The organism is Shewanella sp. GutCb, assembly GCF_002836135.1.
Classification (GTDB): Bacteria; Pseudomonadota; Gammaproteobacteria; order Enterobacterales; family Shewanellaceae; genus Shewanella.
The window spans coordinates 84,652-111,216 of record NZ_PJBL01000105.1; the positions used below are offsets into that span (position 1 = coordinate 84,652).

The 26,565-nt window shown below is 45.3% G+C and carries 23 protein-coding genes and 1 pseudogene; 16 read left to right on the top strand and 8 right to left on the bottom strand.

Annotated features, from left to right (window positions below; translation table 11 throughout):
• Nucleotides 1–25: 25 nt before the first annotated feature.
• Together mtr and plsB are read right to left on the bottom strand one after the other, a co-directional pair.
• Nucleotides 26–1,282 carry a tryptophan permease gene (mtr, locus tag CXF86_RS20495; RefSeq protein WP_102039906.1) on the bottom strand — a complete coding sequence of 419 codons (1,257 nt, stop codon included), beginning with the start codon at nucleotides 1,280–1,282 and terminating at the stop codon, nucleotides 26–28.
• Nucleotides 1,282–3,705, bottom strand: a complete 2,424-nt coding sequence (gene plsB, locus CXF86_RS20500) for a glycerol-3-phosphate 1-O-acyltransferase PlsB (protein WP_101090750.1) — start codon at nucleotides 3,703–3,705, stop codon at nucleotides 1,282–1,284. The genes mtr and plsB overlap by 1 nt, the downstream gene beginning before the upstream one ends.
• A 301-nt stretch (nucleotides 3,706–4,006) precedes the next feature.
• On the opposite strand from plsB, the gene lexA reads away from it, so the two are divergent.
• The 6 genes from lexA (at nucleotide 4,007) to CXF86_RS20530 (ending at nucleotide 10,276) form a co-directional block, all read left to right on the top strand.
• A complete protein-coding gene (gene lexA, locus CXF86_RS20505) occupies nucleotides 4,007–4,627 on the top strand; it encodes a transcriptional repressor LexA (protein ID WP_101090751.1) in 621 nt (206 codons plus the stop codon).
• Nucleotides 4,624–5,136 (top strand): cell division inhibitor SulA, encoded by a 513-nt coding sequence (locus CXF86_RS20510; RefSeq protein WP_101090752.1) that lies wholly within the window; start codon nucleotides 4,624–4,626, stop codon nucleotides 5,134–5,136. Before lexA ends, CXF86_RS20510 begins: the two co-directional genes overlap by 4 nt.
• Nucleotides 5,137–5,587: 451 nt before the next feature.
• A complete protein-coding gene (coxB, locus tag CXF86_RS20515; protein ID WP_101090753.1) occupies nucleotides 5,588–7,123 on the top strand; it encodes a cytochrome c oxidase subunit II in 1,536 nt (511 codons plus the stop codon).
• Nucleotides 7,124–7,132: 9 nt separating this feature from the next.
• Complete coding sequence (ctaD, locus tag CXF86_RS20520) at nucleotides 7,133–8,737, top strand: cytochrome c oxidase subunit I (protein WP_101090754.1); 1,605 nt, start codon at nucleotides 7,133–7,135, stop codon at nucleotides 8,735–8,737.
• 2 nt (nucleotides 8,738–8,739) lie between these two features.
• Entirely contained in the window at nucleotides 8,740–9,297 is a 558-nt protein-coding gene (locus tag CXF86_RS20525) for a cytochrome c oxidase assembly protein (RefSeq protein ID WP_101090755.1), read from the top strand.
• Between the two features lie 103 nt (nucleotides 9,298–9,400).
• Nucleotides 9,401–10,276, top strand: coding sequence for a cytochrome c oxidase subunit 3 (locus CXF86_RS20530; protein ID WP_102039907.1), 876 nt, complete (start codon nucleotides 9,401–9,403; stop codon nucleotides 10,274–10,276).
• Nucleotides 10,277–10,306: 30 nt separating this feature from the next.
• On the opposite strand, the gene CXF86_RS20535 is transcribed toward CXF86_RS20530, so the two are convergent.
• Complete coding sequence (locus CXF86_RS20535; protein ID WP_101090757.1) at nucleotides 10,307–10,525, bottom strand: DUF2909 family protein; 219 nt, start codon at nucleotides 10,523–10,525, stop codon at nucleotides 10,307–10,309.
• On the opposite strand from CXF86_RS20535, the gene CXF86_RS20540 reads away from it, so the two are divergent.
• The 6 genes from CXF86_RS20540 (at nucleotide 10,473) to CXF86_RS20565 (ending at nucleotide 15,906) form a co-directional block, all read left to right on the top strand.
• The gene (locus tag CXF86_RS20540) at nucleotides 10,473–11,261 is read left to right on the top strand and encodes an SURF1 family protein (protein WP_101090758.1); all 789 of its coding nucleotides are present in this window, start codon (nucleotides 10,473–10,475) and stop codon (nucleotides 11,259–11,261) included. The genes CXF86_RS20535 and CXF86_RS20540 overlap by 53 nt on opposite strands.
• Nucleotides 11,262–11,486: 225 nt before the next feature.
• Nucleotides 11,487–12,032 carry a hypothetical protein gene (locus tag CXF86_RS20545; protein WP_101090759.1) on the top strand — a complete coding sequence of 182 codons (546 nt, stop codon included), beginning with the start codon at nucleotides 11,487–11,489 and terminating at the stop codon, nucleotides 12,030–12,032.
• Nucleotides 12,032–13,015 carry a COX15/CtaA family protein gene (locus tag CXF86_RS20550; RefSeq protein ID WP_101090760.1) on the top strand — a complete coding sequence of 328 codons (984 nt, stop codon included), beginning with the start codon at nucleotides 12,032–12,034 and terminating at the stop codon, nucleotides 13,013–13,015. Before CXF86_RS20545 ends, CXF86_RS20550 begins: the two co-directional genes overlap by 1 nt.
• 107 nt (nucleotides 13,016–13,122) lie before the next feature.
• Nucleotides 13,123–14,028 carry a heme o synthase gene (gene cyoE / locus CXF86_RS20555; RefSeq protein ID WP_101090763.1) on the top strand — a complete coding sequence of 302 codons (906 nt, stop codon included), beginning with the start codon at nucleotides 13,123–13,125 and terminating at the stop codon, nucleotides 14,026–14,028.
• Between the two features lie 66 nt (nucleotides 14,029–14,094).
• Complete coding sequence (locus CXF86_RS20560) at nucleotides 14,095–14,727, top strand: SCO family protein (protein WP_102039908.1); 633 nt, start codon at nucleotides 14,095–14,097, stop codon at nucleotides 14,725–14,727.
• Nucleotides 14,728–15,399: 672 nt separating this feature from the next.
• Complete coding sequence (locus CXF86_RS20565; RefSeq protein WP_180961125.1) at nucleotides 15,400–15,906, top strand: GNAT family N-acetyltransferase; 507 nt, start codon at nucleotides 15,400–15,402, stop codon at nucleotides 15,904–15,906.
• A gap of 121 nt (nucleotides 15,907–16,027) precedes the next feature.
• Here the strand turns inward: CXF86_RS20565 and CXF86_RS23135 are convergent.
• Nucleotides 16,028–16,147 (bottom strand): annotated as a pseudogene (locus CXF86_RS23135) (polysaccharide deacetylase); the annotation flags it as partial.
• A gap of 389 nt (nucleotides 16,148–16,536) precedes the next feature.
• Nucleotides 16,537–17,583 (bottom strand): polysaccharide deacetylase family protein, encoded by a 1,047-nt coding sequence (locus CXF86_RS20575; RefSeq protein WP_102039909.1) that lies wholly within the window; start codon nucleotides 17,581–17,583, stop codon nucleotides 16,537–16,539.
• An 18-nt stretch (nucleotides 17,584–17,601) separates the two neighbouring features.
• Here CXF86_RS20575 and CXF86_RS20580 point away from each other — a divergent pair, with 18 nt between their 5' ends.
• Nucleotides 17,602–18,933: an MATE family efflux transporter gene (locus CXF86_RS20580; protein ID WP_101090774.1), complete on the top strand. Its 1,332-nt coding sequence runs from the start codon at nucleotides 17,602–17,604 to the stop codon at nucleotides 18,931–18,933.
• 98 nt (nucleotides 18,934–19,031) lie between these two features.
• Here CXF86_RS20580 and nfuA read toward each other — a convergent pair whose 3' ends face one another.
• Nucleotides 19,032–19,610 carry a Fe-S biogenesis protein NfuA gene (gene nfuA / locus CXF86_RS20585; protein WP_101090775.1) on the bottom strand — a complete coding sequence of 193 codons (579 nt, stop codon included), beginning with the start codon at nucleotides 19,608–19,610 and terminating at the stop codon, nucleotides 19,032–19,034.
• A gap of 211 nt (nucleotides 19,611–19,821) precedes the next feature.
• Between nfuA and CXF86_RS20590 the strand changes: the two genes are divergently transcribed.
• Nucleotides 19,822–22,362, top strand: coding sequence for a M14 family zinc carboxypeptidase (locus CXF86_RS20590; protein ID WP_102039910.1), 2,541 nt, complete (start codon nucleotides 19,822–19,824; stop codon nucleotides 22,360–22,362).
• 36 nt (nucleotides 22,363–22,398) lie between these two features.
• On the opposite strand, the gene CXF86_RS20595 is transcribed toward CXF86_RS20590, so the two are convergent.
• Entirely contained in the window at nucleotides 22,399–23,121 is a 723-nt protein-coding gene (locus tag CXF86_RS20595) for a ComF family protein (protein ID WP_102039911.1), read from the bottom strand.
• Nucleotides 23,122–23,192: 71 nt separating this feature from the next.
• Between CXF86_RS20595 and bioH the strand changes: the two genes are divergently transcribed.
• Together bioH and CXF86_RS20605 are read left to right on the top strand one after the other, a co-directional pair.
• Nucleotides 23,193–23,963 (top strand): pimeloyl-ACP methyl ester esterase BioH, encoded by a 771-nt coding sequence (gene bioH / locus CXF86_RS20600; RefSeq protein WP_102039912.1) that lies wholly within the window; start codon nucleotides 23,193–23,195, stop codon nucleotides 23,961–23,963.
• Between the two features lie 86 nt (nucleotides 23,964–24,049).
• Nucleotides 24,050–24,523, top strand: a complete 474-nt coding sequence (locus tag CXF86_RS20605) for a hypothetical protein (protein ID WP_102039913.1) — start codon at nucleotides 24,050–24,052, stop codon at nucleotides 24,521–24,523.
• Nucleotides 24,524–24,542: 19 nt separating this feature from the next.
• Here the strand turns inward: CXF86_RS20605 and CXF86_RS20610 are convergent, their stop codons facing one another.
• Nucleotides 24,543–26,414, bottom strand: a complete 1,872-nt coding sequence (locus tag CXF86_RS20610; RefSeq protein WP_102039980.1) for an LTA synthase family protein — start codon at nucleotides 26,412–26,414, stop codon at nucleotides 24,543–24,545.
• Nucleotides 26,415–26,565 lie beyond the last annotated feature (151 nt).

Here is a 26,565-nt window from a genome sequence, read left to right on the forward strand (position 1 = left end):
TAATCATACAGATGAATGATGCTGATTAACCGTAAACGGGCAATATACCAGCCATGGCCAGTAAGTGGCATGCGCCAGTGACCAAACCAAAAATGATGATGACGACGATCAAAGGCGTGCCACCTGGCACTTTAAAACTGTCACTGTCTGCAAATATTTGTCGTGATTTATAGGCCATCATAGCAGGGACTATCGCTGCCCAAATAGTTGCCGCTAATGCTGCAAAACCAATAGCAATTAAGAACCCGTTGGGAAATAGCAAGCCCAAAATAGTTGGCGGTATAAATGTTACTGCGGCGGTCTTTAAGCGGCCTTGACGAGATTCATCAAAACCAAACAGATCCGCAAGGTAATCAAATAAGCCTAAGGTGACACCGAGGAATGATGAAGCAACGGCAAGGTTGGCAAATAACGACAACATGGTGTTAAGCCAGCGACTGGCTATCACTTCTGACAATGCCCCAACCAATATGCCCATATTGCCGCCTTGAGCGATAATATCAATAAACTGACTGCGTGGAATATTACCCATGGTCGCCACTAACCAGCAGCTATAAATAACGAGTGCGATGAAGGTACCAATGAAGATGGCTTTAATAATCGTCTTTGGTTGATTACCGTAATACTTTACCAGGCTAGGCACGTTACCGTGGTAGCCAAAGCTTGCTAAGCCAAAGGGCAAAGCCGCAAGTAAATATGGCGCATAACTGGTTTCGCCATCAGGCACAAACAACTTAGTGGTATCCACATCGATCAGCAGATTACCTACGGCAATAAAGAACGTAATAATCATACCACCCAGCATAATAGTGGTAATTCTATCGACCGCTTTAGTGCTGATAATAACGATTGACGCTAATACGGCGGCAAAAATTAGTCCGGCAATACTTTGCGGTAAGTTAATCCCAAGCCCTGCAAGGCTATGGTTAACAATCGAGCTGCCGCCACTAATGTAAGCATAGGTCAAAATATACAGTACAAAGGCAATTGAGAGCCCGTTGATGATACGCCAGAACTGACCCAATGTTGTTTTCGTTAATGTGTCAAAACTCGCACCCGGTTTAAAGTGCAAATTAGTCTCGAGCAACATCAGCCCCGACACCAACATGCAAAACCATATGCCAACCAGCATCAGCATTGAATAGCCAAACCACATCCCAGCGCCCACAACAGGCAACGAGAACATGCCCGCTCCAACAGTGGTGCCGGCGATGATCATTGCGCCGCCTAACACCGATTTTCCAGCAGACTTATTCTTGGCCGCGTTCATATGATTGGCCATTAGCTATTTTGCTCCGCATTAACACTATCGACTATTGTTTGCCTTACCAATGAACGCAGCAGTAAATTGGCTCTGTCTTTAATCCGTTTGATATCACTGCACCCTTCGCTATCCGTTAGATGACCTAACTCTTTTAATTTAACGCTGAGCGTGGCGTATAGCTTCTTGTCGTAAAACTCTGGCGCCGTAATACCGTGAAGCGCTCCCAGCCTTTGTGCAAGACGGTGGCTGTCGCGTTCAAGCTCCGAGCGTTCCATGTTCGGTTTTACTGCCAACAAATTAAACAAAATGGCGTAACGTTGCATGGTTTCGTCTATCGTGCCAGACAACAGCAGCAACTTATTCACCTTATTATCAGCAACAGTGAAATGACCATTTTCAGCCACTAAGCCTTGCGCGACAAAAATATCTAGAATGCGGTGTGTATAGGCTGCCGGATCCTCAATGCCCATAAACAGTTCCGCTTTCAGCAACGGATAAAAATCACTGACAAAGCTAAGCACATCATCACGAGTACACTGCTCTTTACGCAGCAAGCAAGCGGCAATTAGCGAGGGGACAACCATTAAATGAATAATGTTGTTACGATAATAAGTCATTGTAATTGCAATGCTATCATCGATGGAAATGATATCCCCAAGCGAATCACTTTCAATTTTAATCTTTTTCAGTTCCAGACCATGAGATACAAGGTCTTTACCGCTGCCTTCTGGTACCGATGTGTATTCGGTATAAGGCAACTCTTTTAATAACGTGAGATAAAGGTCCAACTGCTTTTCTAGCTGGCTACGCTCTAACGCATTTTGCTCAGATGCTAGCAAAACTAAGCTGGTTAACGTCACTGCACTTACCGCAGCAGCATCGTTAATGTTAGTCATCACCTCTCTGGCCAACTTGTTCACCGCTGGTGTAAACCATGGTTGCTTTTGTTCTGGGTCTTGGACGATATCTTCACGCCACGTTGGCACTTCATCGTTCAAGAAATTGTGTAAGGTAATTGGCTTACCAAAATTCACATAGCCTTGGCCGAAATTACCTAACTTTCGAATCGCACCAAACACTTGCCAAACCGACTCTTTCTTCTTCTTTTTACCACTTAATTCTTTGTGATAAGTCGCCACTTCCATTACATGGTCATAACCAAGATAAACCGGCACTAAAGTGACAGGACGTTCAACACCGCGCAGTACACTGTTAAGCGTCATGGCGATCATGCCTGTTTTAGGGGCCAATAAACGACCTGTGCGTGAGCGGCCACCTTCGGTAAAGTACTCAACCGGATAACCCTTAGTAAAGAGTTGATCGAGGTATTCACGGAATACCGCGGTATAGAGCTTATTACCGCGAAAACTTCGGCGAATAAAGAATGCGCCACCACGGCGGAACATAGGTCCTGCTGGCCAGAAGTTAAGATTAATGCCGGCAGCAATATGCGGCGGCACCATGCCTTGATAATAGAGGATGTAAGACAGCAACAAATAATCCATGTGGCTGCGATGACACGGTACATAGACGATTTCATGACCATCATGGTGCAACTGACGAACCTGCTCCGCACCCTTAATATTGATACCTTTATAAAGCTTATTCCACAACCAAGTAAGAAAACGCTCGGTAATACGCACTAAGCTATCGGAGTAATCCGCCGCGACTTCATCTAGATACTCCATCGCTTTTGCACGCGCTTCTGATTCGGAGATTTTTTTATTTGTCGCTTCTTCTTTAATGGCTCGGGTAATTGATTCTGACTTTAGCAAAGCATGGAACAGAGCTTGGCGCTTAGGCAGCTGAGGCCCAGTCATTACTTTACGTTGACGCTGAAAATGCACTCGCGCGACACGGGCTAGTTTTTGTGCGATGCGCTTATCAGTACCATGTTCGTCTGCCATATAACGCAGAGAAACAGCATTAGAAAACTGCACAAAGTTGTGTCGACCGAGAAACAAGATCATCAAGCACTTGCGTAACCAAGTCGGATTTTGACGCTCCAACACAGCAGCGCGCATGGTGTCGTCTTCTTTGCCTGGGGTTCGTCCCCAATAAAGACTCACAGGAACTAGCTGAATATCTAATTCTTCATTTTGCTTATGCACACTCAATAGGCGCTTAAAGCAATGCAAATACTGTTCGGCACTTTCTCTTTCGCCAAATAGAGGCTTGCTACCTTCAAGGCAGACAACGCGCGGCGCAGTCACCCCGTTAACCTCTAAGTCATTATATGGGCTAGGTAAACCGAATTTACCGGTTATCTCACTAAGAGCTGCTATGTCACTAACAGATTCTGTTTTCATGACATAAACGAGTGGCTTGCTTGGATCGAGATTGAGGTCTTCAAAAGGATCATGAGGCACTACAATAGTGTGCACGAGCTTTTTTTGGATCCAGCGTAATGATTTAAACCAAAGAGAGTCTTTTTTCGACATGATTCGCTTGCAGTATAGTCGCTTCTAATAACCCCGTAGAATACCAGAATTTCGGAGTGTTTGCGCAATTGCTTTATAATGGCACTCGGAAACATTTGCGTATTTATAGAACAATGACTTAAGCCATCATAAGTCTATGTATATCCTGCCTATCAGGATTAAATCTCGTTCATCCCTCCTTAATCTCTCAGCCCCACCCTAGTGCTAATAAATTCAACTTTAACATAAATTTGGTTAATACTTGCGCGAACAGAAATACTGTATATACTGACAGTTACTGTATGGAAAGACAGGCTTAATAATGAGACCACTTACACCACGTCAAGCTGAAATTTTAGAGCTAATTAAACGCAATATTACAGACACAGGTATGCCACCCACCCGTGCTGAAATAGCCAAACGTTTAGGCTTTAAATCTGCCAATGCAGCCGAAGAGCACTTAAAAGCTTTAGCGAAGAAAGGCTGTATTGAGATCATGCCAGGTACCTCTCGAGGAATTAAGTTAATTCAAGATGATACCGAAGATGCCGACCTTGGTTTACCGCTTATTGGTCAAGTGGCCGCAGGTGAACCTATTCTGGCTCAAGAACATGTAGAGCAACATTATAAAATTGATCCTACCATGTTCCGCCCGTCAGCCGACTTTCTGCTTAAAGTACGCGGTGACAGCATGAAAAACATCGGCATACTTGAAGGCGATTTGCTTGCAGTGCATAAGATCCAACATGCAAGCAACGGTCAAGTTGTGGTGGCACGAGTAGAAGATGAAGTCACGGTTAAACGCTTTGAAAAGAAAGGCAATAAAGTTTATTTACATGCTGAGAATGAAGATTATTCACCGATAGAAGTTGATCTGGCAAACCAAAGCTTAAGTATTGAAGGTTTAGCCGTTGGCGTGATCCGTAATGGAGATTGGCAATGAACAAATTATTAGGTGTAAGCCCGCGTCACCCTGGCCTTTGGCAAGATATACCTGCTCAAGCTATGTCTAAAAAGGTAAATACAGATATCGAAACTATGGTATCTCACACTCAGGGGCGCACTGAATTAAAACAGATTAGTGGCCAACTTGCTCAACTGAGCCAACAAGGTCGCTGGATTGTATTAATTAGCCCACCTAATATCGGTTACAAACAGATGCTCGCTTCTGCTGGCGTCCGCATGGATAGAATCCTACTGGTACACGCAAAAGATGAATTCGAAACACTTTGGGCTATGGAAAAAGCGCTCACGAGTGGCACATCAAGCGCGGTAATAACCTGGACGAATGAAGTCGATGCACGAGACAGTAGACGACTGCAGTTAGTCGCAAAGAGTGCTCAAGCGGTGGGTATCATTATTGAAAATGCGAATGCTCACTTACCTGACAGCACAATAAATACACAGGACGAGCGGTTTAAACAAGGTTCACTGTTCGCAGCAGTCCATTAAGCAATTCTTTCTATTACAAATCTAGTCTCTAAAGCAAAGCTCCCTTAACGGGAGCTTTTTTATTACTGCTGCTAAGCAAATGAATCAAAAAGTGATCTTGATCAATATTTCAACACCAAGTAGGGTAGGTACTGATAACAACGATATATTGTTATATCCGAGCGATTTAGTCGTCGGTCTTTATGTATGGACTGTAGATCCTTAAAGAGTATATGAAGACTGAGATCGGCCTGATATATTTCAGCCGTAGGTGCCAGTGTGGTTACACTAACCAGTATTAAAATACTGAAATTATATAAAGTCTAATCGATAGTCGAAACATAACGACACGATGGATAAACCACTCGCGCACTTTGAAGTCATCGTTGCTTTTTTGGGAACTGAAGAGTTTACATAGAGCAGAGACTTACTGTGTGACTCTTCTTTGTCTTGTTGACAGAGGAGAAGTCTAGTGAAGCAATTGTTGTACTGTGTGTTGGCGCTAATATTTTCGCCTACACTGTTTGCATCAGAAATGCCGTTTAATATGACAGAAGGCGTGACGGAGATCAGTGGTAAGGTTTATAACCTCCATATGATTATCCTTTATATCTGCTGTGCTATTGGCATTGTTGTTTTTGGCGCAATGATTTATGCCATGATCAACCATCGCAAATCAAAAGGCGCAGTCGCCGCCAACTTTCATGAAAGTACTAAAGTCGAGATTTTATGGACTGTAGTGCCTTTTATTATTCTTATAATCATGGCTATTCCCGCAACCAAAACCTTGATTGCAATGGAAGACCCCAGTAATGCTGACCTCACCATTAAAATAACAGGTTCGCAGTGGAAGTGGCATTACAGCTATTTCGATAAAGACGTTGAGTTTTATAGCTTAATGTCGACTCCTAGAGCACAAATAGAGGGCACCGAAGCTAAAGGTGAACACTATTTGCTTGAAGTAGACAAACATCTCGTATTACCCATTAATCGTAAAGTACGCTTTTTGATGACATCTGATGACGTTATCCACTCATGGTGGGTCCCGGCTTTTGCTGTCAAAAAAGATGCTAACCCCGGTTTTATCAATGAAGCTTGGACACGAATTGATAAGCCCGGTATTTATCGTGGTCAATGCGCTGAATTGTGCGGTAAAGACCACGGATTTATGCCGATTGTTGTCGAAGCGCTTTCAGAAGCAGACTTCGATAAGTGGTTACTTGCCCAGCAGCAACAAGCTAATAATGCTGAAGCTGAAGCAGAGGCCGCACTTTCGCAAACCTTAACCATGGACGAACTCATGGCTCAAGGTGAGCAAATCTATCTCGCTCAATGTGCTGCATGTCATCAACCCAATGGTGCAGGTCTGCCTGGCGTATTCCCTTCTCTTATTGGCAGCCCAATTACCACCGGCCCCGTCGGCGCCCATGTCGATATCGTCGTCAATGGTAAGCCTGGTACTGCTATGCAAGCATTTGCTAAACAGCTGACTGCAACTGAAATTGCTGCCGTGGTGACTTTTGAGCGTAATGCTTGGGGCAATAACTCAGGCGATACAGTTCAAGCCGCGGATGTGAGCTCTGCTAGCGCGAGTTCAAGCCCAGCTGCATCCAGCGATCCCAACACCGTAATCCCGGTCACTTTACCTGCCAGCTTACCTGAGGCAGAACAAGTTAAAGCTGTGGCTTTAGATGACTTAACAATGGATGAGCTTATGGTCATGGGAGAGAAAGTCTACATGACCAGTTGTGTTGCTTGTCACCAAGCGGCAGGAACGGGTTTACCCGGCGCCTTTCCATCGTTAGTGGGGAGCGCAGTGATTACCGGCCCAGTAACGGGTCATCTCGATACTGTTATCAATGGCAAACCGGGTACTGCTATGCAGGCATTTACCTCGCTACTGACACCACAACAGCTTGCAGCTGTGGTGACTTATGAGCGCAATGCATGGGGTAATAACTCAGGTGATGCTGTTCAAGCTTCTGACGTTGTTGGTCACGGAAAGTAAGGGATTAAAATGAGCACAATCACACAAGACTCACCAGCAGCTCAGGACGATCACCATGATGACCATCATCATGGTGCGCCGAAAGGCATCATGCGCTGGATTTTAACCACCAACCATAAAGATATCGGCACGCTCTACCTGTGGTTCAGTTTTATTATGTTCCTTACGGGTGGCGCGATGGCGATGGTTATTCGCGCCGAGTTATTTCAGCCCGGTTTACAGTTAGTCGAACCTAACTTTTTCAATCAGATGACCACAGTGCACGGCCTAGTCATGGTATTTGGTGCGGTTATGCCAGCCTTTACAGGCTTGGCTAACTGGCTTATTCCAATGATGATCGGTGCACCTGACATGGCACTGCCTCGTATGAATAACTGGAGCTTTTGGATCTTACCTTTTGCTTTCACAATTCTATTGAGCTCATTGTTTATGGAAGGTGGAGGGCCCAACTTTGGTTGGACTTTCTACGCGCCACTATCGACCACTTATAGCCCAGACAGTACTGCGCTGTTCGTTTTTGCCATTCACATCATGGGGATAAGTTCGATAATGGGGGCGATTAACGTTATCGTCACCATCGTCAATATGCGCGCCCCCGGCATGTCGTGGATGAAGCTGCCGTTATTTGTTTGGACCTGGTTAATAACCGCATTCTTGTTGATCGCGGTGATGCCGGTGCTTGCGGGCACCGTCACCATGGTATTAACCGATAAGTATTTTGGTACTGCATTCTTTGATGCCGCAGGTGGTGGTGATCCCGTGATGTTCCAGCATATTTTCTGGTTCTTCGGCCACCCTGAAGTTTACATCATGATCTTACCCTCTTTCGGTATTATCTCTGCCATCGTTCCCGCCTTTAGTCGCAAACCATTATTTGGTTACGCGTCGATGGTGTATGCCACCGCGAGTATCGCCGTGCTGTCATTTTTGGTATGGGCACACCACATGTTTACCACGGGGATGCCGGTGTTTGCCGAGCTTTTCTTCATGTATTGCACTATGCTCATTGCAGTACCTACGGGGGTAAAAGTCTTTAACTGGGTTGCGACTATGTGGCGCGGATCAATCAGTTTTGAAACCCCAATGCTATTCGCAGTTGCGTTTATCATACTCTTTACCATTGGCGGATTTTCAGGCTTGATGTTGGCTATTACCCCTGCTGATTTTCAGTATCACGACACCTACTTCGTGGTGGCTCATTTCCACTATGTACTTGTCACCGGAGCCATATTCTCCATCATGGCAGCAGCGTACTATTGGCTGCCTAAGTGGACCGGCAACATGTACAGCGAAACTTTAGGACGCTGGCATTTTTGGTGCTCAGTTATCTCAGTGAATGTACTGTTTTTCCCAATGCACTTCCTCGGGTTAGCAGGTATGCCTCGCCGAATCCCCGATTATGCGATTCAATTTGCTGACGTAAACCAGATTGTATCGATTGGTGGTTTTGCCTTTGGTTTGTCTCAATTTATCTTTTTGGCTGTAGTGATCAAGTGTATCCGCGGTGGTGAGAAAGCCCCTGCCAAGCCTTGGGAAGGAGCCGAAGGTTTAGAATGGACCATTCCAAGTCCGGCGCCATATCACTCATTTACCACACCACCTGAGGTGAAGTAGAGATGAATCAGGCACAGAGTAAGTCTAATCGTAAGCTTATCGGTATGCTCCTGCTTGGCGCTGTCGGTATGTTTGGCTTTGGTTTTGCTTTGGTGCCTTTATATGATGTGCTGTGCGACACCTTAGGTATTAATGGCAAAACCCAAAGTACTGCCAGTGTTTATAAGCCCATCACGGTAGATAAAAGTAGAACGGTCACTGTTGAGTTTGTTTCCCAAGTGCAAAGTGATATGCCTTGGGAATTCAAACCTGAAGTGAACACCATGCAGGTCCACCCCGGAGAGTTAATACGTACCCACTTTGTTGCTAAGAATTTGTCAGCGAAACACATCGTTGGCCAAGCAATACCGTCAGTATCTCCTGGACTAGGCGCCGCCTACTTTAATAAAACTGAATGTTTCTGTTTCAATCAGCAAGTGTTAGCCGCAAACGCTAGCGCAGATCTACCACTCATCTTTTATGTGGACCCTGAATTACCGGACTCCATTTCAACCTTGACCCTCTCTTATACCCTCTACAACATCACCGACAAAGGCTATGTCGAAAATGTTGCAGAGTAAGGAGCTGCAAGATGAACAAAATATATGTACCGAACAATGTGCTAGCACTGCACACCGGGCTGCTAATTGGCGCTGTCGATAGTGTAGAGCAAGGAGCAACACCATGACGACCAAGCACGAACCTTATTATGTGCCTGCACAAAGTGCTTGGCCGATTATTGGTGCAGTTGGACTCTTCCTCATCGCATTTGGTGCGGGTAGCTATGTCTCTGAATTAAAAAACGGCGGCGGCAACGGCGGTTATATTTTGCTTGCTGGCATCGCGGTCATTATTTTTATGCTTTTTGGCTGGTTTAGAACTGTGATTGCAGAATCAATGGCAGGTCTTTATTCAAAACAGATGGATCGCTCATTTAGACAAGGCATGAGTTGGTTTATCTTTTCAGAAGTGATGTTCTTCGGCGCCTTTTTTGGTGCGCTGTTCTACGCCAGAATGATTGCTATACCTTGGCTGGGCGGCGCATCAAACAATGCGATGACCCATGAAGTGCTTTGGCCAGCATTTGAAGCCGTGTGGCCACTGGTTACCACGCCTGGAGGCACCACAACTGAAGCCATGGGCTGGACCGGATTACCGCTATACAACACATTGATCCTACTAACGTCATCAGTCACTTTGCATTTTGCTCACGTTGGATTAGAGAGCAATAAACGCAAAGCACTCACTATCTGGCTAGCATTCACTATCTTGTTGGGGATTGGCTTTTTATTCCTGCAAGCTGAGGAGTACATTCACGCTTACCAAGAGATGGGGCTGACGCTGGATTCTGGCGTCTACGGTAATACCTTTTTCTTACTTACCGGCTTTCATGGTATGCACGTGACCTTAGGAACTGTGTTTCTAATTGTACTGTTTTTTAGAGTGCTTAAAGGCCATTTCACACCAGAACATCACTTTGCTTTTCAAGCAGGTAGCTGGTATTGGCACTTTGTTGACGTAGTTTGGTTGTGCCTATTTATATTTGTTTATGTACTCTAATTTAAACATAAATAGCACAAAAATAACGGCTTAATAAGGTCTGGGATTGGGCGTGATAATCCCAGTCCCTAATGCCAATAAAAGCAACATGACCACCAGCACAGAAAAGACAACTCGGCGACCCAAATATTGGCTCATAGGAACACTCTTTTCTCCTTTAACCATCACAAACAAGGCACGGCCTAAATTAACTAATATGAACAGTAGTAGCAGTACTAAAACCAATTTAAAAACCAATAGTGTATTCATTAAGTTTCCTAATATAGGGGCTGTGGGTGCTTGGTGCTTTATTGTACTTTCTACTTTGATAGTGTTTTCTATTTTGGTCAAGCTCGGTTTCTGGCAGTTGGAGCGCGCGGAGCAAAAGCAACAATGGCAAGCTGCGCTGAGCGCACGTCAAAACGCAACGGTGCTCAGTTTTGACCAGCTTCTCGCCCAAGCTAACAATGAAAATCTAACAGGCTACAAACTTAGCACTCAAGCCACACCAACTCTGAAACAGGTCTTTCTTCTCGATAATCAGACGGTCGATGGCAGAGTCGGTTATTTGGCTTACCAAGCATTTGAAATTGCTCCCGCTAAACCCTGGTTATTAGTCGAATTAGGATTTGCGCAAGGCGGCATTGATCGTGCGGTGTTGCCCAAAGTCGCAGCAATCACAAAACCTCTGCAGCTTACGGGTCGGGTCTACCAAAAAGAGATGAACCCGATGAGCTCCGATTTAATGCCTGAACTCGGTTGGCCCAAGCGTATTCAAAACTTAAATATTGAGCAGTTGGCCTTATTGATAGACCAGCCGCTAGCGCGCGCGGTACTGCAACCCAACAATATCCCAAACGATACGCGCATTCATCCATGGCAACCCATTCCGCTATCGGCGCAGAAACATCAGGGGTACGCCGTGCAATGGTTTAGCATGGCTGCTGTATTTGGGATCATCATGCTGTATCTACTTTTTCGCAAATTAAAACAACAAGATAAATAACCAAATTAAAAACTTACATCGCTATTGCTAAGCAAGAATAGACAATGTAGGTTAGAAAATAGACTTCCTAGCCGTTCCGGGAAGTGTTGATATTAAACTGTTCGCTATCGCCGTAGTTTTGCTTATAGCACAAAGCTGTATTGGTAATGACTGGCCACTTTCCTTTAAACGGGTAAAGCGGCCGCAAAGGTGATGCGAGACATAAAATAACATAGAGGAGATGGAATGAACTCCCCCCAAAAGAACGGTAAAAAGATTTTATTACTGCTATGCCTGGCTTTTGCTATCCCTGTAATTGCTGCCAAAGTGATCCTCAGTTTTGAGCTGTATAACGGTGGGGCAACCAACAAAGGCGAGCTGCTTAACGTTGGGATTAACTACCAAAGTCTTGACATGCCCAACCCCCAACCTCAAGAGTGGCAACTGCTCTATCAGCTACCCACCATTTGCGATAACACCTGCAAAGATAGACTGTATATTTTACAACAGAGCCATACTGCACTCGGGCGAAATCAAGATCGAGTTCATACGATTATTATGCTAAATGAGCACAGTGATCTTGCAGCGCTCGAGTCATTTGATTTTGTCACTGCCACCCCTAATGTAGCTTTGAGCAAACTACTCAACAATCAAGAGTTCATCATTGTTGACCCCCTCGGCAGTATGGTGATGAGTTACCCCATAACAACCGATCATCAAGCACAAATAATGCAAGGCAAAGCCATCATTGCCGATTTAAGGAAGATGCTTAAACTGTCGAGGATTGGCTAATGGATATTAAGCCGCTGCTAAAGATCACCTTAGTTTTTACTCTATGCGTGATTATGATGGGTGCGTATACGCGTTTATCTGATGCTGGTCTCGGTTGCCCTGATTGGCCGGGATGCTACGGTATGATCAAGGTTCCCACAGCAAGCCATGAGTTAACGGCAGTTAAAGATGCCTTTCCTGAATATACCGTTGAGGCTGATAAAGCATGGCTTGAGATGATCCATCGCTACATTGCCGGTGCATTAGGCTTAATGGTGCTTGTTATCTTAATCATGAGCCTACGAAAAGCAGACGCACCGAAAAAGCTGCCTATGTTCATCGCAGCACTGATTGTTTTTCAGGCAGTGCTCGGCATGTGGACTGTCACCATGAAATTAATGCCCATTGTAGTGATGTCGCACCTGATTGGCGGATTCGCTCTTTTCTCGTTACTACTGCTACTTTATTTACGCAGTAAACCACTGCGGATCCCAGGCGGCGATGCGCCTGCAAGAAAGTTATCAACCTTGGCTTTGATGTGCATCGGCGTACTGCTATTACAAATTGTTTTAGGCGGTTGGACTTCATCTAACTATGCCGCACTGGCTTGCACCTCTCTGCCTATTTGCGAAGGTAATTGGGTCGATAACTTAAATTTTAGCAGCGCATTTTCACCGTTTCAAGGCGACCATCCAAGCTATGAATATGGTGTGTTAGATTATTCAGCACGCATGACCATTCATGTAGCACATCGTATTGGTGCCATTATTACCGCTGCCATGTTGCTGTTTTTAGCCTTCAGATTAGTCACTAAAGCGCTGTCTTCAACTATCCGCAATGCGGCATGGTTACTGGCCGTGCTAGTGGTATTGCAAGTCATTCTTGGTATTAGCAATGTGGTTTTACATTTGCCTTTGGGCATCGCAGTATCCCATAACGCTGGCGCGGCTTTGTTATTACTGACGTTAGTCTTTATCAATTATGCCTTGTGGCGTAAGGCATAACGGCAACGCTTTACTAGAGACAGTTTTACGATATAAAAAGCAATAATAATCAATGTACCGACTTAATTAATTTATGTTCCACGAGTGAATATAACGAGGTTTCAGCCATGGAAAAACAGATAACACTACCCAGAAACCCAGCTACGCCACTCTTCCAGTGGCGTGCCTATTATGAAATGACCAAGCCCAAAGTGGTGGCACTCATGCTACTGACTGTTTTGGTCGGAATGTGCTTGGCTGTGCCAGGGACGGTACCATTACAACCACTGATTGCCGGTATGGCGGGGATTGGCATGATGGCAGGTGCCGCAGCAGCCTTTAATCATCTTATCGACCGCCGTATTGATGGATTAATGGCAAGAACCTATAACCGTCCACTGCCCAAAGGCAAAGTCTCTATCGCCAAAGCGCTGGTGTTCTCTTTTGGTATTGGCATATTGGGCTTTGTCATTCTTTATACGTTAGTCAATGAGTTAACCGCTTGGTTAACCTTTGCCAGTTTGATTGGTTATGCCGTGGTTTACACTGCTTATTTGAAACGTGCAACACCGCAAAATATCGTCGTCGGAGGACTTGCGGGTGCCATGCCTCCTCTATTGGGTTGGACCTCGGTCACAGGTGAGTTTCACGGTAATGCTTTGTTGCTAGTGATCATTATTTTTGCATGGACTCCACCTCATTTTTGGGCGTTAGCAATTCATCGAAGAGCCGAGTACGCCAAAGTTGATATTCCGATGCTGCCAGTCACTCATGGAGTTGAATTCACTAAGACCTGTATTTTCCTCTATACCATTCTTTTAGCCATTGCTTGCCTATTACCAGTGCTTGTCGGCATGTGTGGTCCTGTGTATCTGGTCAGCTCTACGCTATTAAGCGCAGGCTTTATCTACAAAGCATGGCAACTTAAGTTCCATGAAACGCCCGGCTTAGCAATGAACGTATTTAGGTTCTCTATCTATCACCTCATGCTGCTGTTTATTGCGTTGCTAGTTGACCACTATCTCTGGGTGTAAGTTATAGGCTTAAATTCTGGCTGTCATACTCGGTAAATAGCACCACAAAAGAAAAGGCTAAACACGATGAAACTATCATGGATTATTGCTGCTGTAATATTGGCAGCAGCGGGGGTGTTGGCAGCGATACAATTCAGTCAGCCTAAAACGCTGGCCTTACAAACCAGCTTCGAATTTCCGACACCACAAGCCATTGCGCCTTTTACACTCACTGACCAGCATGGTAATCGTTTTAGTAATGATGACTTAACGGGCCATTGGAGCCTCTTTTTCATCGGTTACACCTCCTGCCCAGATGTATGTCCTACCACGATGGGTAAGCTAACAGCAGCTTACCCACTATTATCTGAAAACACCGACCTGCAGGTCATTTTCCTATCAGTGGATCCTGACCGGGACTCGACTGACACCTTGCTCAATTATGCCAACTTCTTCAATCCTGAGTTTGTTGCCGTAACGGGCGAGCATAAACAGCTTTACCCCCTCACTCGCAGTTTGGGCTTTGTTTATGCCATGGTGGGTGACGGCGATAATTACCAAGTGGATCACAGTGCTTCATTTGCGCTGATTTCACCGCAAGGTGAGAAAGTGGCGATTATCAAGCCAAAGTCAGACACTCCTGGCAAACTGCCACAAATTAAAAACAGTGCATTAATCCACGATGTGAAGGCTTTGATTGATAAGTATAATAATGGTTAGCTAGCCAGTTTAGTCTGGCGGTTTCATTGTCCTCGATGCGATCACGGTAATTAGGACATGCTATCCAGTTCCGACCGTAGAACACTGGAACCACAAATACGTCAAGCTGAGCTTGACCAAGGTCGTGGCGCTTCACCCACACCAGAGCCAAGGGGCAAAGCGCTTGCGCCCCTTGACAATCCCTCAGCGCCCCGGCGAAATTTCTGAAAAGCGAAACTTCCAACGGGGAAGATTGGTGTTATCCGTCAGCTATAGATTAACTATCTAATCTTTTGTCTTAAATTGAAAACTAAAGTGCCGAAAAATTGTGCTTTCAAATCCATATAAGATGCGGCTGACGCCATCCAAAACAGGCCCAATTCTGTTCCATACAGAATTTAGCATTTCCTCCGTCCATGGAGGTCAGATGTTTCCTTTGAACTCACATGGTCCCTCTCTTTATATAAAGAGCCTCTGCTGCGTCTGCACATCCGCCGACCGCTGGTCATTGGAACTACAGATGCTAAAGCTGACTCGATACTTACAATTCCCCTTCACACTTATGCCTAAGCGATACATAACAAACAATTAAAATCAGATAAAATACCGTTGGATTTTGCTATTACTAAACCGACTTTAGCCAAGCTATACTTCGCCTATTAACAGGCGAAAACCCAACCTGGAGAAGCTTCTGTGTCCATTAACATTCGATTAGAAAAACCTAGCGATATTGCTACTATTCATCAGGTTACTGCTACTGCATTTTTTAATGCACCACATACAGATCATACTGAACAATTTATTGTCGATGCTTTGCGAGATTCCGGAGCGCTATCTGTTTCTATTGTCGCCGAAGACTCAGCTAAAATAGTTGGCCATGTTGCTCTGTCACCAGTAACAATTACAGATGGTTCTGTTGATTGGTATGGTTTAGGACCAATCTCTGTCATTCCAACAGAGCAAAGTAAGGGCATAGGCTCTGCGCTAATGCATGCCGCCCTGAAGGAGTTAAACAATCTCAACGCGAATGGCTGTGTATTACTGGGCTACCCTGGTTTTTATCGTCAATTTGGCTTTGAGCCGATAGAGGGCTTAGTGCTTGCTGATGTTCCAGCTGAATATTTTCAAGCTGTATTACTGCAAGGTGTCCGCCCAACGGGAGCTGTGACTTATCATGAGGCATTTTTAGCTAAGGGATAACTGGGTTTAACTCGCTTACATCAAAACAACTCCTCTGCCAGTGTCATTCTATTTTAAGTCATAGAATGACACTGACCACGAGGCCTTATCACTAGCTCAACGAGTGATAAGGATCGGTGCCCTATTCCGCTACCCACTCGCCATTATCTTTGGCTCTAACCCAAGGCTGTGAGAACCAGTAATAACCACCTTGGTGCTTACTGGGTGCGGTACAGTTATAGCGTGAACGCCCCACGGGAAGGTCACGCGAAAGCTAGCCAGACATCCATGTCTGGACTTACGCCATTTACTCCAACGCACTTCGGCAACTTCGATGAGGAGTTAGCGTTTTCTGTGAGATGATTTGTGCATTCATACATCTAGTTTCTATTTCTAACTCAAATGTTGAAAGTTTACGCTTTTATAACCCAGTGTAGATGCGGCTGAGGCCTTCGAAAACAGGGATGTTTTCGTTGAGCTTACAGGGATGTACTAGCAGCGAGCCTCAGTTGCGTCTACACATGCGCCGACCGCAGGTCATTGGAACCACTGTTGCCCAAAATCGAGTTACCAAGGGCAATCCTAAATAAGAACTGTACACCCTTGGTAAACCCTAGCAGCAAACCCCTTGCAGATTAAGACTCTGAGACCTTATTCTGCAATCCAGGTACCATCAGCTTTTGGTCGAACCCAAGGCTGTGAAAACCAATAATAACCGCCTTGATGCTTACTGGGCGCAGTACAGTTATAACGTGAACGCCCCGCGGGAAGGTCAAGTTCAGCGCGAATGGTAAACTCATCGTCGCTAATCCAGTTGGGCTTTTTTGCCCCCTGCCCTTGAATAAAACACATCAGCTGCGACGCATTAATGTCTTCCATATCCAGCTTCACTTTAATCTCAGGACGCCACTTTCCATATTGCAGTTGTGGGTCACTATGGGTCTGTTCCATTACCGGCATATTAAGGCTATGCAGCTTGACCTTTAGACTATCGAGGTTGGCATAAGCTCCTGCGACTGGGAACCTTGGCAATGCCGTTAAAGGTGAGTATGGACCCGCGGCACCTGATTGCTGACCAAATGCCACAAAACCATGTTTCTTGAGCATATCTTCTATCTGCTGATTGTACTCACCATAAGGGTAAGCCAGCATTTTGTGATTCTGACCCGTCGCTTGGGCAATCTCAGCTTCGGTGCGCAAAATATTATTCTCTATACGCGCTAACCATTGCGGCTCAGTCTCGCCTTTCTCCATGCGAATGAGGTGTTCATGTCCCCATGTATGGTTGGCTATTTCAGCCCCCTCTTCTGACAAAATAATCAGCTGTTGCCAACTCATCATTTCGCCATACTTTTTCTGAATAGGTTCCACTGAGACAAAAAGCGTGTAGGGGAATTTGTATTGCTTTAAGATGGGATGCGCCGTGTTAGCAATGCTGGGATAACCATCATCAAAAGTGATTGCGATCGTTTTAGCGGGCAATTGTTGCTTGGCTTTTACCGAAGCGACGACCTCAGACAGTGGCACGACATTGAAATTGTTTTCCGCTAGATACTGCATCTGCTCTTTAAATTGCGCAGGCGTAACGCTAGTGATTGCTGGCGTATCATCAGACACATGATGATATTGTAAAATCACCGCGGCTTGCACCGAAAAACCCGTCAGCGCTAACAGCGCTAACAACATATTTTTAAACATAAATATTAGACCTCTAAAATGAATGCCATACTGCTAAACCCACAAAAAAACCGACAGTTACTCGCTCTCGCACTGCCGATGATCTTGTCGAATATTACCGTCCCGCTATTGGGACTGGTCGACACAGCTGTTGTTGGACACCTAAGTAATGCTTATTATTTAGGTGGCGTGGCAGTTGGATCAACAATTATAACCCTAATTTTGTGGTTACTTGGTTTTTTACGCATGGCAACGACAGGGTTAGTCGCGCAGGCCTATGGTGCCAACGACACTCAACAGCAATATAGACTGCTGCTCCAAGCGGGTAGCTTAGCCCTAATATTAGGTTTGGCCGCAGTCTTGTTACAACTCCCGATCGTTAATTTGGCGATGACATTGTCCGATGCCAGCGTCGAAGTTGAAAAATATTGCCGCGAATACTTTCAAGTGCGGATCTGGTCTACGCCCTTCGCATTAATGAACTTAGTCATGCTCGGTTGGCTACTTGGCAGACAGCAACCAAAAGCAGCAATGTGGCAATTAATCGTCGCCAACTTAGTCAATATCATTCTAGATGTCCTGTTTGTTATAGGGCTAGACTGGGGCGTTAGAGGTGCTGCATATGCGTCCGTCATTGCAGATATTGCTGGCTTTGCGGTTGCGCTGACATTCGTTAGGCGCCAACTTAAACGTTTAGGCGACTTTCACTTTATCACTGTTTGTAAGCAGCTATCATTACAGAGCTACCATAAGCTTATTAGCCTTAACGCCGATATCTTTGTGCGTAGCTTATGTTTGCAACTGTCCTTTGCCTTTATGACCTTCTACGGTGCCGGCCTTGGTGACAATACAGTGGCAGCCAATGCAATATTGCTCAATCTACTGTTATTAATCTCCTATGCACTGGATGGTATAGCCTATTACGCCGAAGCCGAAGTCGGCCGTGCTTATGGCCGAAAAGATAGTCGACTGATGAAAGAGTCGGTAACTTTAGCCTGGGCATGGTCAGCTATCGCCGCGATTATTTTTACACTATTTTTTGCGCTTGCTGGTAGCAGTGTCATCAGCGCGCTAACCAGTCTTACCGAAGTGCAACAGGTCGCAAACAGTTATCTGATTTGGGTGATATTCCTACCCCTGCTCGCGTTTGGATCTTACCTATTTGACGGGGTGTATATTGGTGCAGCGCAAGGAAAAATCATGCGTAATAGCATGATCATTGCCACATTTGGGGTGTTCTTTCCCACCTGGTATCTACTGCAATCGTTAGGAAACCAAGCACTATGGGCAGCAATGAGCACATTTATGTTGGCCCGTAGCCTTACTCTGACGGCGCATTACTGGTTCAGGCTTAGAAAAGCACTCGATTGATAACCCATTACATTTGAACTTATCAACAAAGATCAGCATTTACGGCCATAAAAAAACGCGACTTATTAGTCGCGTTTTTATGCTTAACAATCTCAAGCTTACTGGTAAGAGTGATCGCCATGCTGGTGTTCGGTAACATCTCTAACGCCCGTCAAGTCACCTGGGAACATATCGAGAAGTTGCTTTTCGATTCCGTCCTTCAATGTCACATCGACCATAGAACAACCGTTACAACCGCCACCAAACTGAAGCACAGCAATACCGTCTTCGGTTATTTCAACAAGTGAAATATTACCGCCGTGGCTTGCCAGCTGTGGATTAATTTCTGATTGAATCACATATTCAATGCGCTCAACCAATGGTGCATCGCCAGACACTTTACGCATTTTCGCGTTAGGTGCTTTTAGCGTAAGCTGTGAACCAAGCTGATCAGTCACAAAGTCGATAGTCGCTTCTTCCAAGAAAGGAGCACTCTTTTCGTCGACCTGAGCGTTAAAGCCGTTGAACTCGAATTCGGTATCATCTGTTTCAACAGCATCTGGTGGACAGTAAGAAACACCACACTCAGCCTGCGCCGTGCCAGGGCTGATAACAAATACTCGAATGTGAGTTCCTTCAGGCTGATCTGATAGCAATTTAACAAAATGCGCCTGAGCTGTTTCGGAAATGGTAATCATGAAAACATAGCTCCGTCAGGAATATACCTGAGTGTTTTAGTGAGAATTAACCCTATAATACTCTTACTCTGCTGCGCTTTGTAGCCCCCAATGCTCACACTATGTAAATTAACGTTATTTTGATCACAATTTTTTATCTAGATTGGCAGTGGTTTTGTCGCTGCTGAGCTGGTAATTTAACCGTAATATTATAAATATAATGACTATTTCGATGCTGAAAACTGCTCTCACTTTTTTATGCGCTTTTATGATGTTGCTCTCTCTTTCGGCAGAGGCAAAAAAAACTCGGCTAACCGACAATCCACTCTACGGAATTACCACTACTAGCCCAGAGGCTTTTCTTGGTTATCCGTTGGGGGAACATTTGCTACGCCATGATCAGGTCAACTACTACCTTAAAGAGATAGCAAAACAGAATCCGCGAGTGTCACTCGAAAATACTGGCCAGAGTCATGAGGGTCGCCAGCAACTCACCGCTGTCATCACCTCCGCTAAAAACCAGCAGCAGTTAGATGAAATTTTAAAGCAGCGCCAGCAAGTCAAATATCACACTAAACAAACTGGGCCGATCGTTATTTGGCTCGCTTATTCGATACATGGTGATGAAGCCAGTGGCGCCCATGCTGCTTTGAAGCTGAGTCATATGCTGGCCACTAGTGAAGAAAAGTGGGTGACCAATCTACTTAAAAATGCAGTAGTGCTGATTACGCCGAGCCAAAATCCGGACGGCATGGATAGATTTTCCACTTGGGCCAATGGTTACGCCGGTAAAGTGGCCGTGAGCGACCCCAACCACAAAGAGCATAAGCAACGCTGGCCGAGTGGCAGAACCAACCATTACCTAGCAGATTTAAACCGAGACTGGCTGTTTCTACGTCACCCAGAATCTCAGGGAAGAGTCGCGCTATTTCATCGTTGGCAACCACATTATGTGGGGGACTTCCATGAGATGGGCCACAACCAAACCTACTTCTTCCAGCCGGGTGTTCCTGAAAGAACCCATCCACTAACGCCGGTCGCAAATCAAACGTTAACCAGTAAACTTGCTGGTTATCATCAAGCGGCATTAGACGATAAAAAACAGAGCTATTTCAGCCGCCAACTGTTTGATGATTTCTTTTACGGGAAAGGGTCGACCTATCCAGACATCAACGGTGCTATCGGTGTGTTGTTTGAACAAGCCAGTGCGCGTGGCCAGCAGCAAGACTCTGTTAACGGCATTGTTCGCTTTCAAGAGGCGATAGATAACCAGTACGCAACGTCTATATCGAGCTTAAAAGGCGCGCTGGCACTTAAAACTGAACTGCAAGAGTATCAAGCCGATTTCTTCAGCGGAAAACACCAGCAATCAAAGAAAAAGAAGCCAAGACAAGCGGGTCGACTGATCTCTGCTGCCAACGACAGCTGGCGGATAAAGCAACTTACAGAGCTGTTAGCACAACACCAAATTGAATATTACTATTTAACCAACACGCTCACTCAAGGGGGCAAAACATTCACGGTTGAAAACAGTGTATTCATTCCCGATCATCAAGCACAAGCCACGTTGTTAACCGCCCTGTTTGACAATAGAACTGAGTTTGAGGACCCTACCTTTTATGATGTTTCTACTTGGAACTTGCAATATGCATTTGACTTAACGATACGCCAGAACGTTAAGCTCGAGCTCAGCGTCTTAAGTAAAACAGCGCCAACGTTTACGCCGTCTAAATGGACACAAAAGGCAGTCGCATTACTTATCGACTGGCGTCAAAGTCAGGCTGCCCCAGTATTACAACAATTATTAAGCCAAGGGGTGCAAGTTAAATTTGCCGCTAAGCCTTTTACATTAGCAAGTAAGCCCGGCCAGCTCGATTTTCCCGCTGGCACCTTGCAAATCCCCTTAAAACAAGATGGCTACTCCGCCAGTGACCTTAGCAAGTTAGTGAGTAAACTAGCTCAAGAGTTTCGCATTAGTGTCACAGCCGCTTATACCAGTGGCGCTGTCAGTGGCATCGATTTAGGCAGCCCTGACTTTAACGTTATCCGCCCTATACGGCCATTAATCGTCAGCGGCAAAGGCACATCAATCCCTGAAGTGGGTCAAATTTGGTATTACCTAGACTCTCAGCTTAAAGTGCCCACCACGTTAGTGGATACCAGTGAACTCAACTCAATCAAGCTGGCTGATTACACTCATATTATTTTTGCTGGCGGCAGCTATGCAAGCTTAGATGAAAAGTTTGGCCGTAAACTGGGGCCCTTTACTGCTAATGGTGGTGTCGTTATCGCCCAAAAGGGAGCCTTAACTTGGCTGAGTAAAGCCAACTTTCTAAAAACGAGCCTGCGAGGTAAACGTTTTTACAAGCAACTCTTTAACGCTGATGGACTGGCTTTTGATCAAAAGTCATCGTTTAGTGCAAGACAAGAGATCGGCGGGGCCATCGTCGAATTAACACTGGATAAAAGTCACCCGATTAATTTTGGTATTAATGGCGACCGCTTACCAGTGATGAAGAATAAAGCTCTCGGTTTTGCGCACACCAGTAACGACTTCAGCGTTGCGGCAAGCTACGCTTCACAACCCCTATTAAGTGGTTATATGGCGCAAGAATATCAAAGCAGTTTCGCCAACACCCCCGCGATTATTGTTGAGTCCAGGTCAAAAGGCGCAGTCGTCGCCATTGCTGATAACCTGCTATTTAGAAACATATGGCTAGGGTCAGAAAAACTCTACGCCAATGCACTTTACTTTATTCCCGCGCTTCACTAAGTATTAGCGTTTAACTTGCTAAGTGCTCGTTAAACACTAGTTAAGTCCGGGTGCCTCTGCTCTTGCAAGGCACCAGACTTGAGTTTCAATATACTGCTTGTTAAATAATCGCGCTATCTCACTGACCGTTGTGCCCGTGGTTACCACATCATCGACAATCGCAATACGTTGCCAATTAATGTCAGCCACTAGCGTAAAAGCATCTAATAAATTTTGACGGCGCATTTTTCCTGATAACCCCGCTTGTGGAGCGGTATTGGTTTGCCTAATAAGCACATCGTCAAGCAACGGCAGTTCAAGCTTTTGTGACAATGTTTGAGCGATTAACCATGCTTGATTAAAACCACGTTGCCGTAATCGTTTTGAGTGTAATGGCACGGCGATAATGACTTGTGGCATTTGAACAAAGCCTAACTCAATTAAATGATGTAATCGACGGATAAGCGCATCAACCATCACCTCGATAACGGCAAACTGTGCTTGATATTTTATCTGGCCAACCCAATGACCGAGTCCATCATGATAACCGCAAGGGGCTACCACCTTTAGCCTGTTGTGCTGCTGACACTCTCCACAATAGGCAAGCTCTAGCGGCATCTCTCTACCGCAGCCTAAGCAAACGGGTGTTTGGTAAAGGCAGGCCTGTAGGCAAACCCGACAAATACCACTTTGTGTGGACGTGATCTGCTGATGGCACATTAAGCATCGATTGGGTAATATAGCCGCGAGCCATCGCTGCAAAGAGGGCTGAGTCATCATGAAACTCCTTTTTCATACGCGATTTCCGCCAATACGACAGCACTAATATAAATTCAATACAAGGCTAATACGTGAGTCAAACTAAATTACATGTCAAATCAATTGGCCAAGGCCACGATGTGGTAATGCTGCATGGTTGGGGAGTCAATGGGGCTGTATTTACCGCTTTGCCCGATCTGTTACCTCAGTATAGATTTCACTTTGTTGATCTGCCCGGCTTTGGCGAAAGTAATGTCGTTGCTGGTGATATTAATGATTGGTTGGCAAGCATCATAGCCAATGTGCCAAAATCTGCTATCTGGATAGGCTGGTCCCTCGGCGGTTTGGTCGCCACCTTAGCAGCACTTAAGTATCCACAACATGTCAGTGCCCTGTGTACTATCTCGTCTTCACCTTGCTTTATGGCTAGAGAAGAGGAGTCTTGGCCCGGGATCCCCCCTAATGTGCTCGCTCAGTTCGCGACTCAACTCACCCAAGATCTCGATAAAACCATCGAACGATTTCTAGCAATACAAGCCATGGGTAGCCAAACAGTTAAGGGCGACATCAAGCAACTGCGCGAATGGGTACTCGCTAAACCTCAGCCGCAATTCACCGCACTCGATCAAGGGCTTGATATGTTAGCTCGGGTTGATTTAAGAAACCAACTGCCACTGATCAAGCAGCCTTGGTTAAGGATATGGGGGAAGCTCGACGGGCTCGTGCCACGTAGAGTGATTAAGTTGATGCCTAATTTGAGTAATAGCGAAGATGTTATATTGCCGAAAGCCTCTCATGCACCGTTCATAAGCCATACCGGCGACTTTGTTACGGCGTTAGACCGCTGGCTTAAAAAACACTAATTAACAATAAGGTTAGCGCGTAAAACAGCTTTATTTTTGCGTTGTTTTTGGTTAAGATTTAACCACAACTCAAAGTGGAAATGTTTATGCAAGTGGTAACGAATTATCCCAACGTGCCGCTCTCTACGTCTAACGTAGCGACCGATGCTGCACGCACGGATAATCAACAACAACCACCCGTATTACCGCCACCACAAGCGAGTAAAGGCCATGAAGAACGCGCCTTTAATCCACAACACGAGCGCACCGCAGAGCAGGCTCAAACACAAGCAAAGTTACGAGGATCGGTACAAGGTAAGCAACAAGGGGACTCGCAACAAGAGCAGCAAAAACGTCCTGCACCGTTCGATTTAAAACAACTGCTAAGCTATCGTTCGTCATTAAAACGCAGCGATATTAAACTGCCAAGCCTGCCAGTAGAGAAACCAGCATGCGCTGACAGTAAGCGTATGCCTAATGAAACATTACAATTCTATCGTGCATTTGGCGCCCATATCGACGCCTTTTATCAAGCTCGGACTCAGCCAAAGACTGAGTCCGATATGCTGACAAGCGTTTAAAAAGTCACTGCAACTAGCGCTACTTTTTATTGTCGCTATGCAAGCCTTTTTGATAAGCCATACTGCCCCAAAGCGCCCAACCTAATGCCGTTTCTTTCATTTCATCAGACTGTGGGCTAGCAGTTAGTTTCTCAGCCACTGGATCATAGGTAAAGCCAGATGCTGGATGTTCAGGTTGCAGGATCACCACATCATCACCGCGTAAATAGGCCAAGTTTTTGTCGTACTGCATTAACGCGCGACCAGGCCAATCTTCAGGTGTTTTAGTAAGGTCTCGACCCAACATAGGATACGAATCACTCACGCCAATCAATGACAATAACGTCGGTCCTAAATCAATCTGGCTAGTCACTCGCTTATCAACTCTAGGCTCGATCCCCTCACCTAAAATTAGGCCGGGTATACGGAAGCGTGAAATTGGCACTAACTCTGCGCCACCCACTCGACTGTCATGATCGGCAACCACAACAAATACAGTGTCCTTCCAATAATCAGATTTTTTAGCATGTTTGAAAAACTCACCTACAGCATAATCAGCGTATTTAGCCGCATTATTTCGCGTCTGCTTTGGCTGCTCATACAGTTCTATGCGGTCATCAGGAAATTCAAATGGATCATGATTACTAGAACTAAACACTAAGCTAAAGAATGGTTTTCCTTCTTTATGTAAACGTTCAAATTCATCGTTAGCACGATACATAAGATCTTCATCTGACACGCCCCACGAGCCGGAAAAATTAGGATTTTCGTAATCATCTTCATCAACAATATCCGTAAAACCATTGCCTAAGAAAAAGTTACGCATGTTGTCAAAATGGCTTTCTCCGCCATAAATAAACTGGTTGTGGTAACCGTGTTGCTTTAACAATGATGCTAGCGAAAAGAAACCACTTTGACTCAGACCTAATTTGACCACAGCGCGAGCAGGGGTCGGGGTAAATCCGGTCACAACGGCTTCTATCCCACGAACCGAGCGCGTGCCAGTGGCATACATACGATCAAAAGCCCATGCCTCTTTCGATAACTCATCAATGTTTGGTGTTAACGGTAAACCGCCTAAACTGCCCACAAATTGTGCCCCAAGGCTCTCTTGTAGAATAATAACTAAGTTTTTCGGCTTACCTTGATAACTGGCAGTGTTATAAGACACACTCGGGAATTCATTGGACTGAAAATCGGCTAATGGTCGGCCACTTTCACGACGAATAATACTCACAATTTCATCTTCAGGGAGTTTGCCATATATCTTGGCAGCATCTGCCTCACTGCCCATCTGCTTAATTGCGAAGACAAGAGAGTATGCCGAGTTAGTCACTAAAGAATTCACTAATGGGTCGCTTGAAAAAGCGACCAATGATGGATTTAGCGGGCGATGCCCTAAGCTTGAACGCGCGCCTAAAATAGTAATCGCAATGACTAAAACACCAAGCACTGGACGCCAGTACCAACGTGGGTATGTTTGATTTTGGGTGAGTTTACCGCTGAGCTTCCAACCACCAATGAACACCGCAGTACTGATCAATGCCGACAGAATAAGTTCGACCTTTCTACCCGCCCAAAGCATTGAAAACACTTCTTTGGGATAGATAAGATATTCAACATACAGCCTGTTAGGTCTGATGCCGTATTCAGCAATAAAGGAGGGCGTCGATATTTCAAGGACAACGATCGTCAGCAAACCTAAGGTCAACCAAACCCGCAATATTAGTGTCCAAATTCGACCAATTGCATGCTCGCCAGAAAAGATAGCCGTCCCCAGTGCAGCTGCGCCCCAAAGCCAGCAAAATGTTGCAAAATCAACACGTAAGCCTTGAACCAACAACTCTAACCAACCCGAGGTTGCATCAACCCGGTCAAACTGCCAAAGGGCCAGACCCAGCCTGCTGAGCATGATAACCAGCAAAGAGATGGCCGCGAATATGATAATCGACCGAAATGGCCCTAACGCATGTGAACGTGTCAAAATAGTTAATCCTAATCATTTTAAATTATCGCTTTCTATAAAGCGTTTAAAAGTAAAGTTAAGACCTCCTTGTCGATAA

Coding starts and splice junctions, on each gene's coding strand:
- mtr (WP_102039906.1), bottom strand. CDS start 1,282: ATGGCCAATCATATGAACGCGGCCAAGAATAAGTCTGCTGGAAAATCG.
- plsB (WP_101090750.1), bottom strand. CDS start 3,705: ATGTCGAAAAAAGACTCTCTTTGGTTTAAATCATTACGCTGGATCCAA.
- lexA (WP_101090751.1), top strand. CDS start 4,007: ATGAGACCACTTACACCACGTCAAGCTGAAATTTTAGAGCTAATTAAA.
- CXF86_RS20510 (WP_101090752.1), top strand. CDS start 4,624: ATGAACAAATTATTAGGTGTAAGCCCGCGTCACCCTGGCCTTTGGCAA.
- ctaD (WP_101090754.1), top strand. CDS start 7,133: ATGAGCACAATCACACAAGACTCACCAGCAGCTCAGGACGATCACCAT.
- CXF86_RS20525 (WP_101090755.1), top strand. CDS start 8,740: ATGAATCAGGCACAGAGTAAGTCTAATCGTAAGCTTATCGGTATGCTC.
- CXF86_RS20530 (WP_102039907.1), top strand. CDS start 9,401: ATGACGACCAAGCACGAACCTTATTATGTGCCTGCACAAAGTGCTTGG.
- CXF86_RS20540 (WP_101090758.1), top strand. CDS start 10,473: ATGAACAGTAGTAGCAGTACTAAAACCAATTTAAAAACCAATAGTGTA.
- CXF86_RS20535 (WP_101090757.1), bottom strand. CDS start 10,525: ATGAATACACTATTGGTTTTTAAATTGGTTTTAGTACTGCTACTACTG.
- CXF86_RS20545 (WP_101090759.1), top strand. CDS start 11,487: ATGAACTCCCCCCAAAAGAACGGTAAAAAGATTTTATTACTGCTATGC.
- CXF86_RS20550 (WP_101090760.1), top strand. CDS start 12,032: ATGGATATTAAGCCGCTGCTAAAGATCACCTTAGTTTTTACTCTATGC.
- cyoE (WP_101090763.1), top strand. CDS start 13,123: ATGGAAAAACAGATAACACTACCCAGAAACCCAGCTACGCCACTCTTC.
- CXF86_RS20560 (WP_102039908.1), top strand. CDS start 14,095: ATGAAACTATCATGGATTATTGCTGCTGTAATATTGGCAGCAGCGGGG.
- CXF86_RS20575 (WP_102039909.1), bottom strand. CDS start 17,583: ATGTTTAAAAATATGTTGTTAGCGCTGTTAGCGCTGACGGGTTTTTCG.
- CXF86_RS20580 (WP_101090774.1), top strand. CDS start 17,602: ATGAATGCCATACTGCTAAACCCACAAAAAAACCGACAGTTACTCGCT.
- nfuA (WP_101090775.1), bottom strand. CDS start 19,610: ATGATTACCATTTCCGAAACAGCTCAGGCGCATTTTGTTAAATTGCTA.
- CXF86_RS20590 (WP_102039910.1), top strand. CDS start 19,822: ATGCTGAAAACTGCTCTCACTTTTTTATGCGCTTTTATGATGTTGCTC.
- CXF86_RS20595 (WP_102039911.1), bottom strand. CDS start 23,121: ATGATGACTCAGCCCTCTTTGCAGCGATGGCTCGCGGCTATATTACCC.
- CXF86_RS20605 (WP_102039913.1), top strand. CDS start 24,050: ATGCAAGTGGTAACGAATTATCCCAACGTGCCGCTCTCTACGTCTAAC.
- CXF86_RS20610 (WP_102039980.1), bottom strand. CDS start 26,414: ATGCTCAGCAGGCTGGGTCTGGCCCTTTGGCAGTTTGACCGGGTTGAT.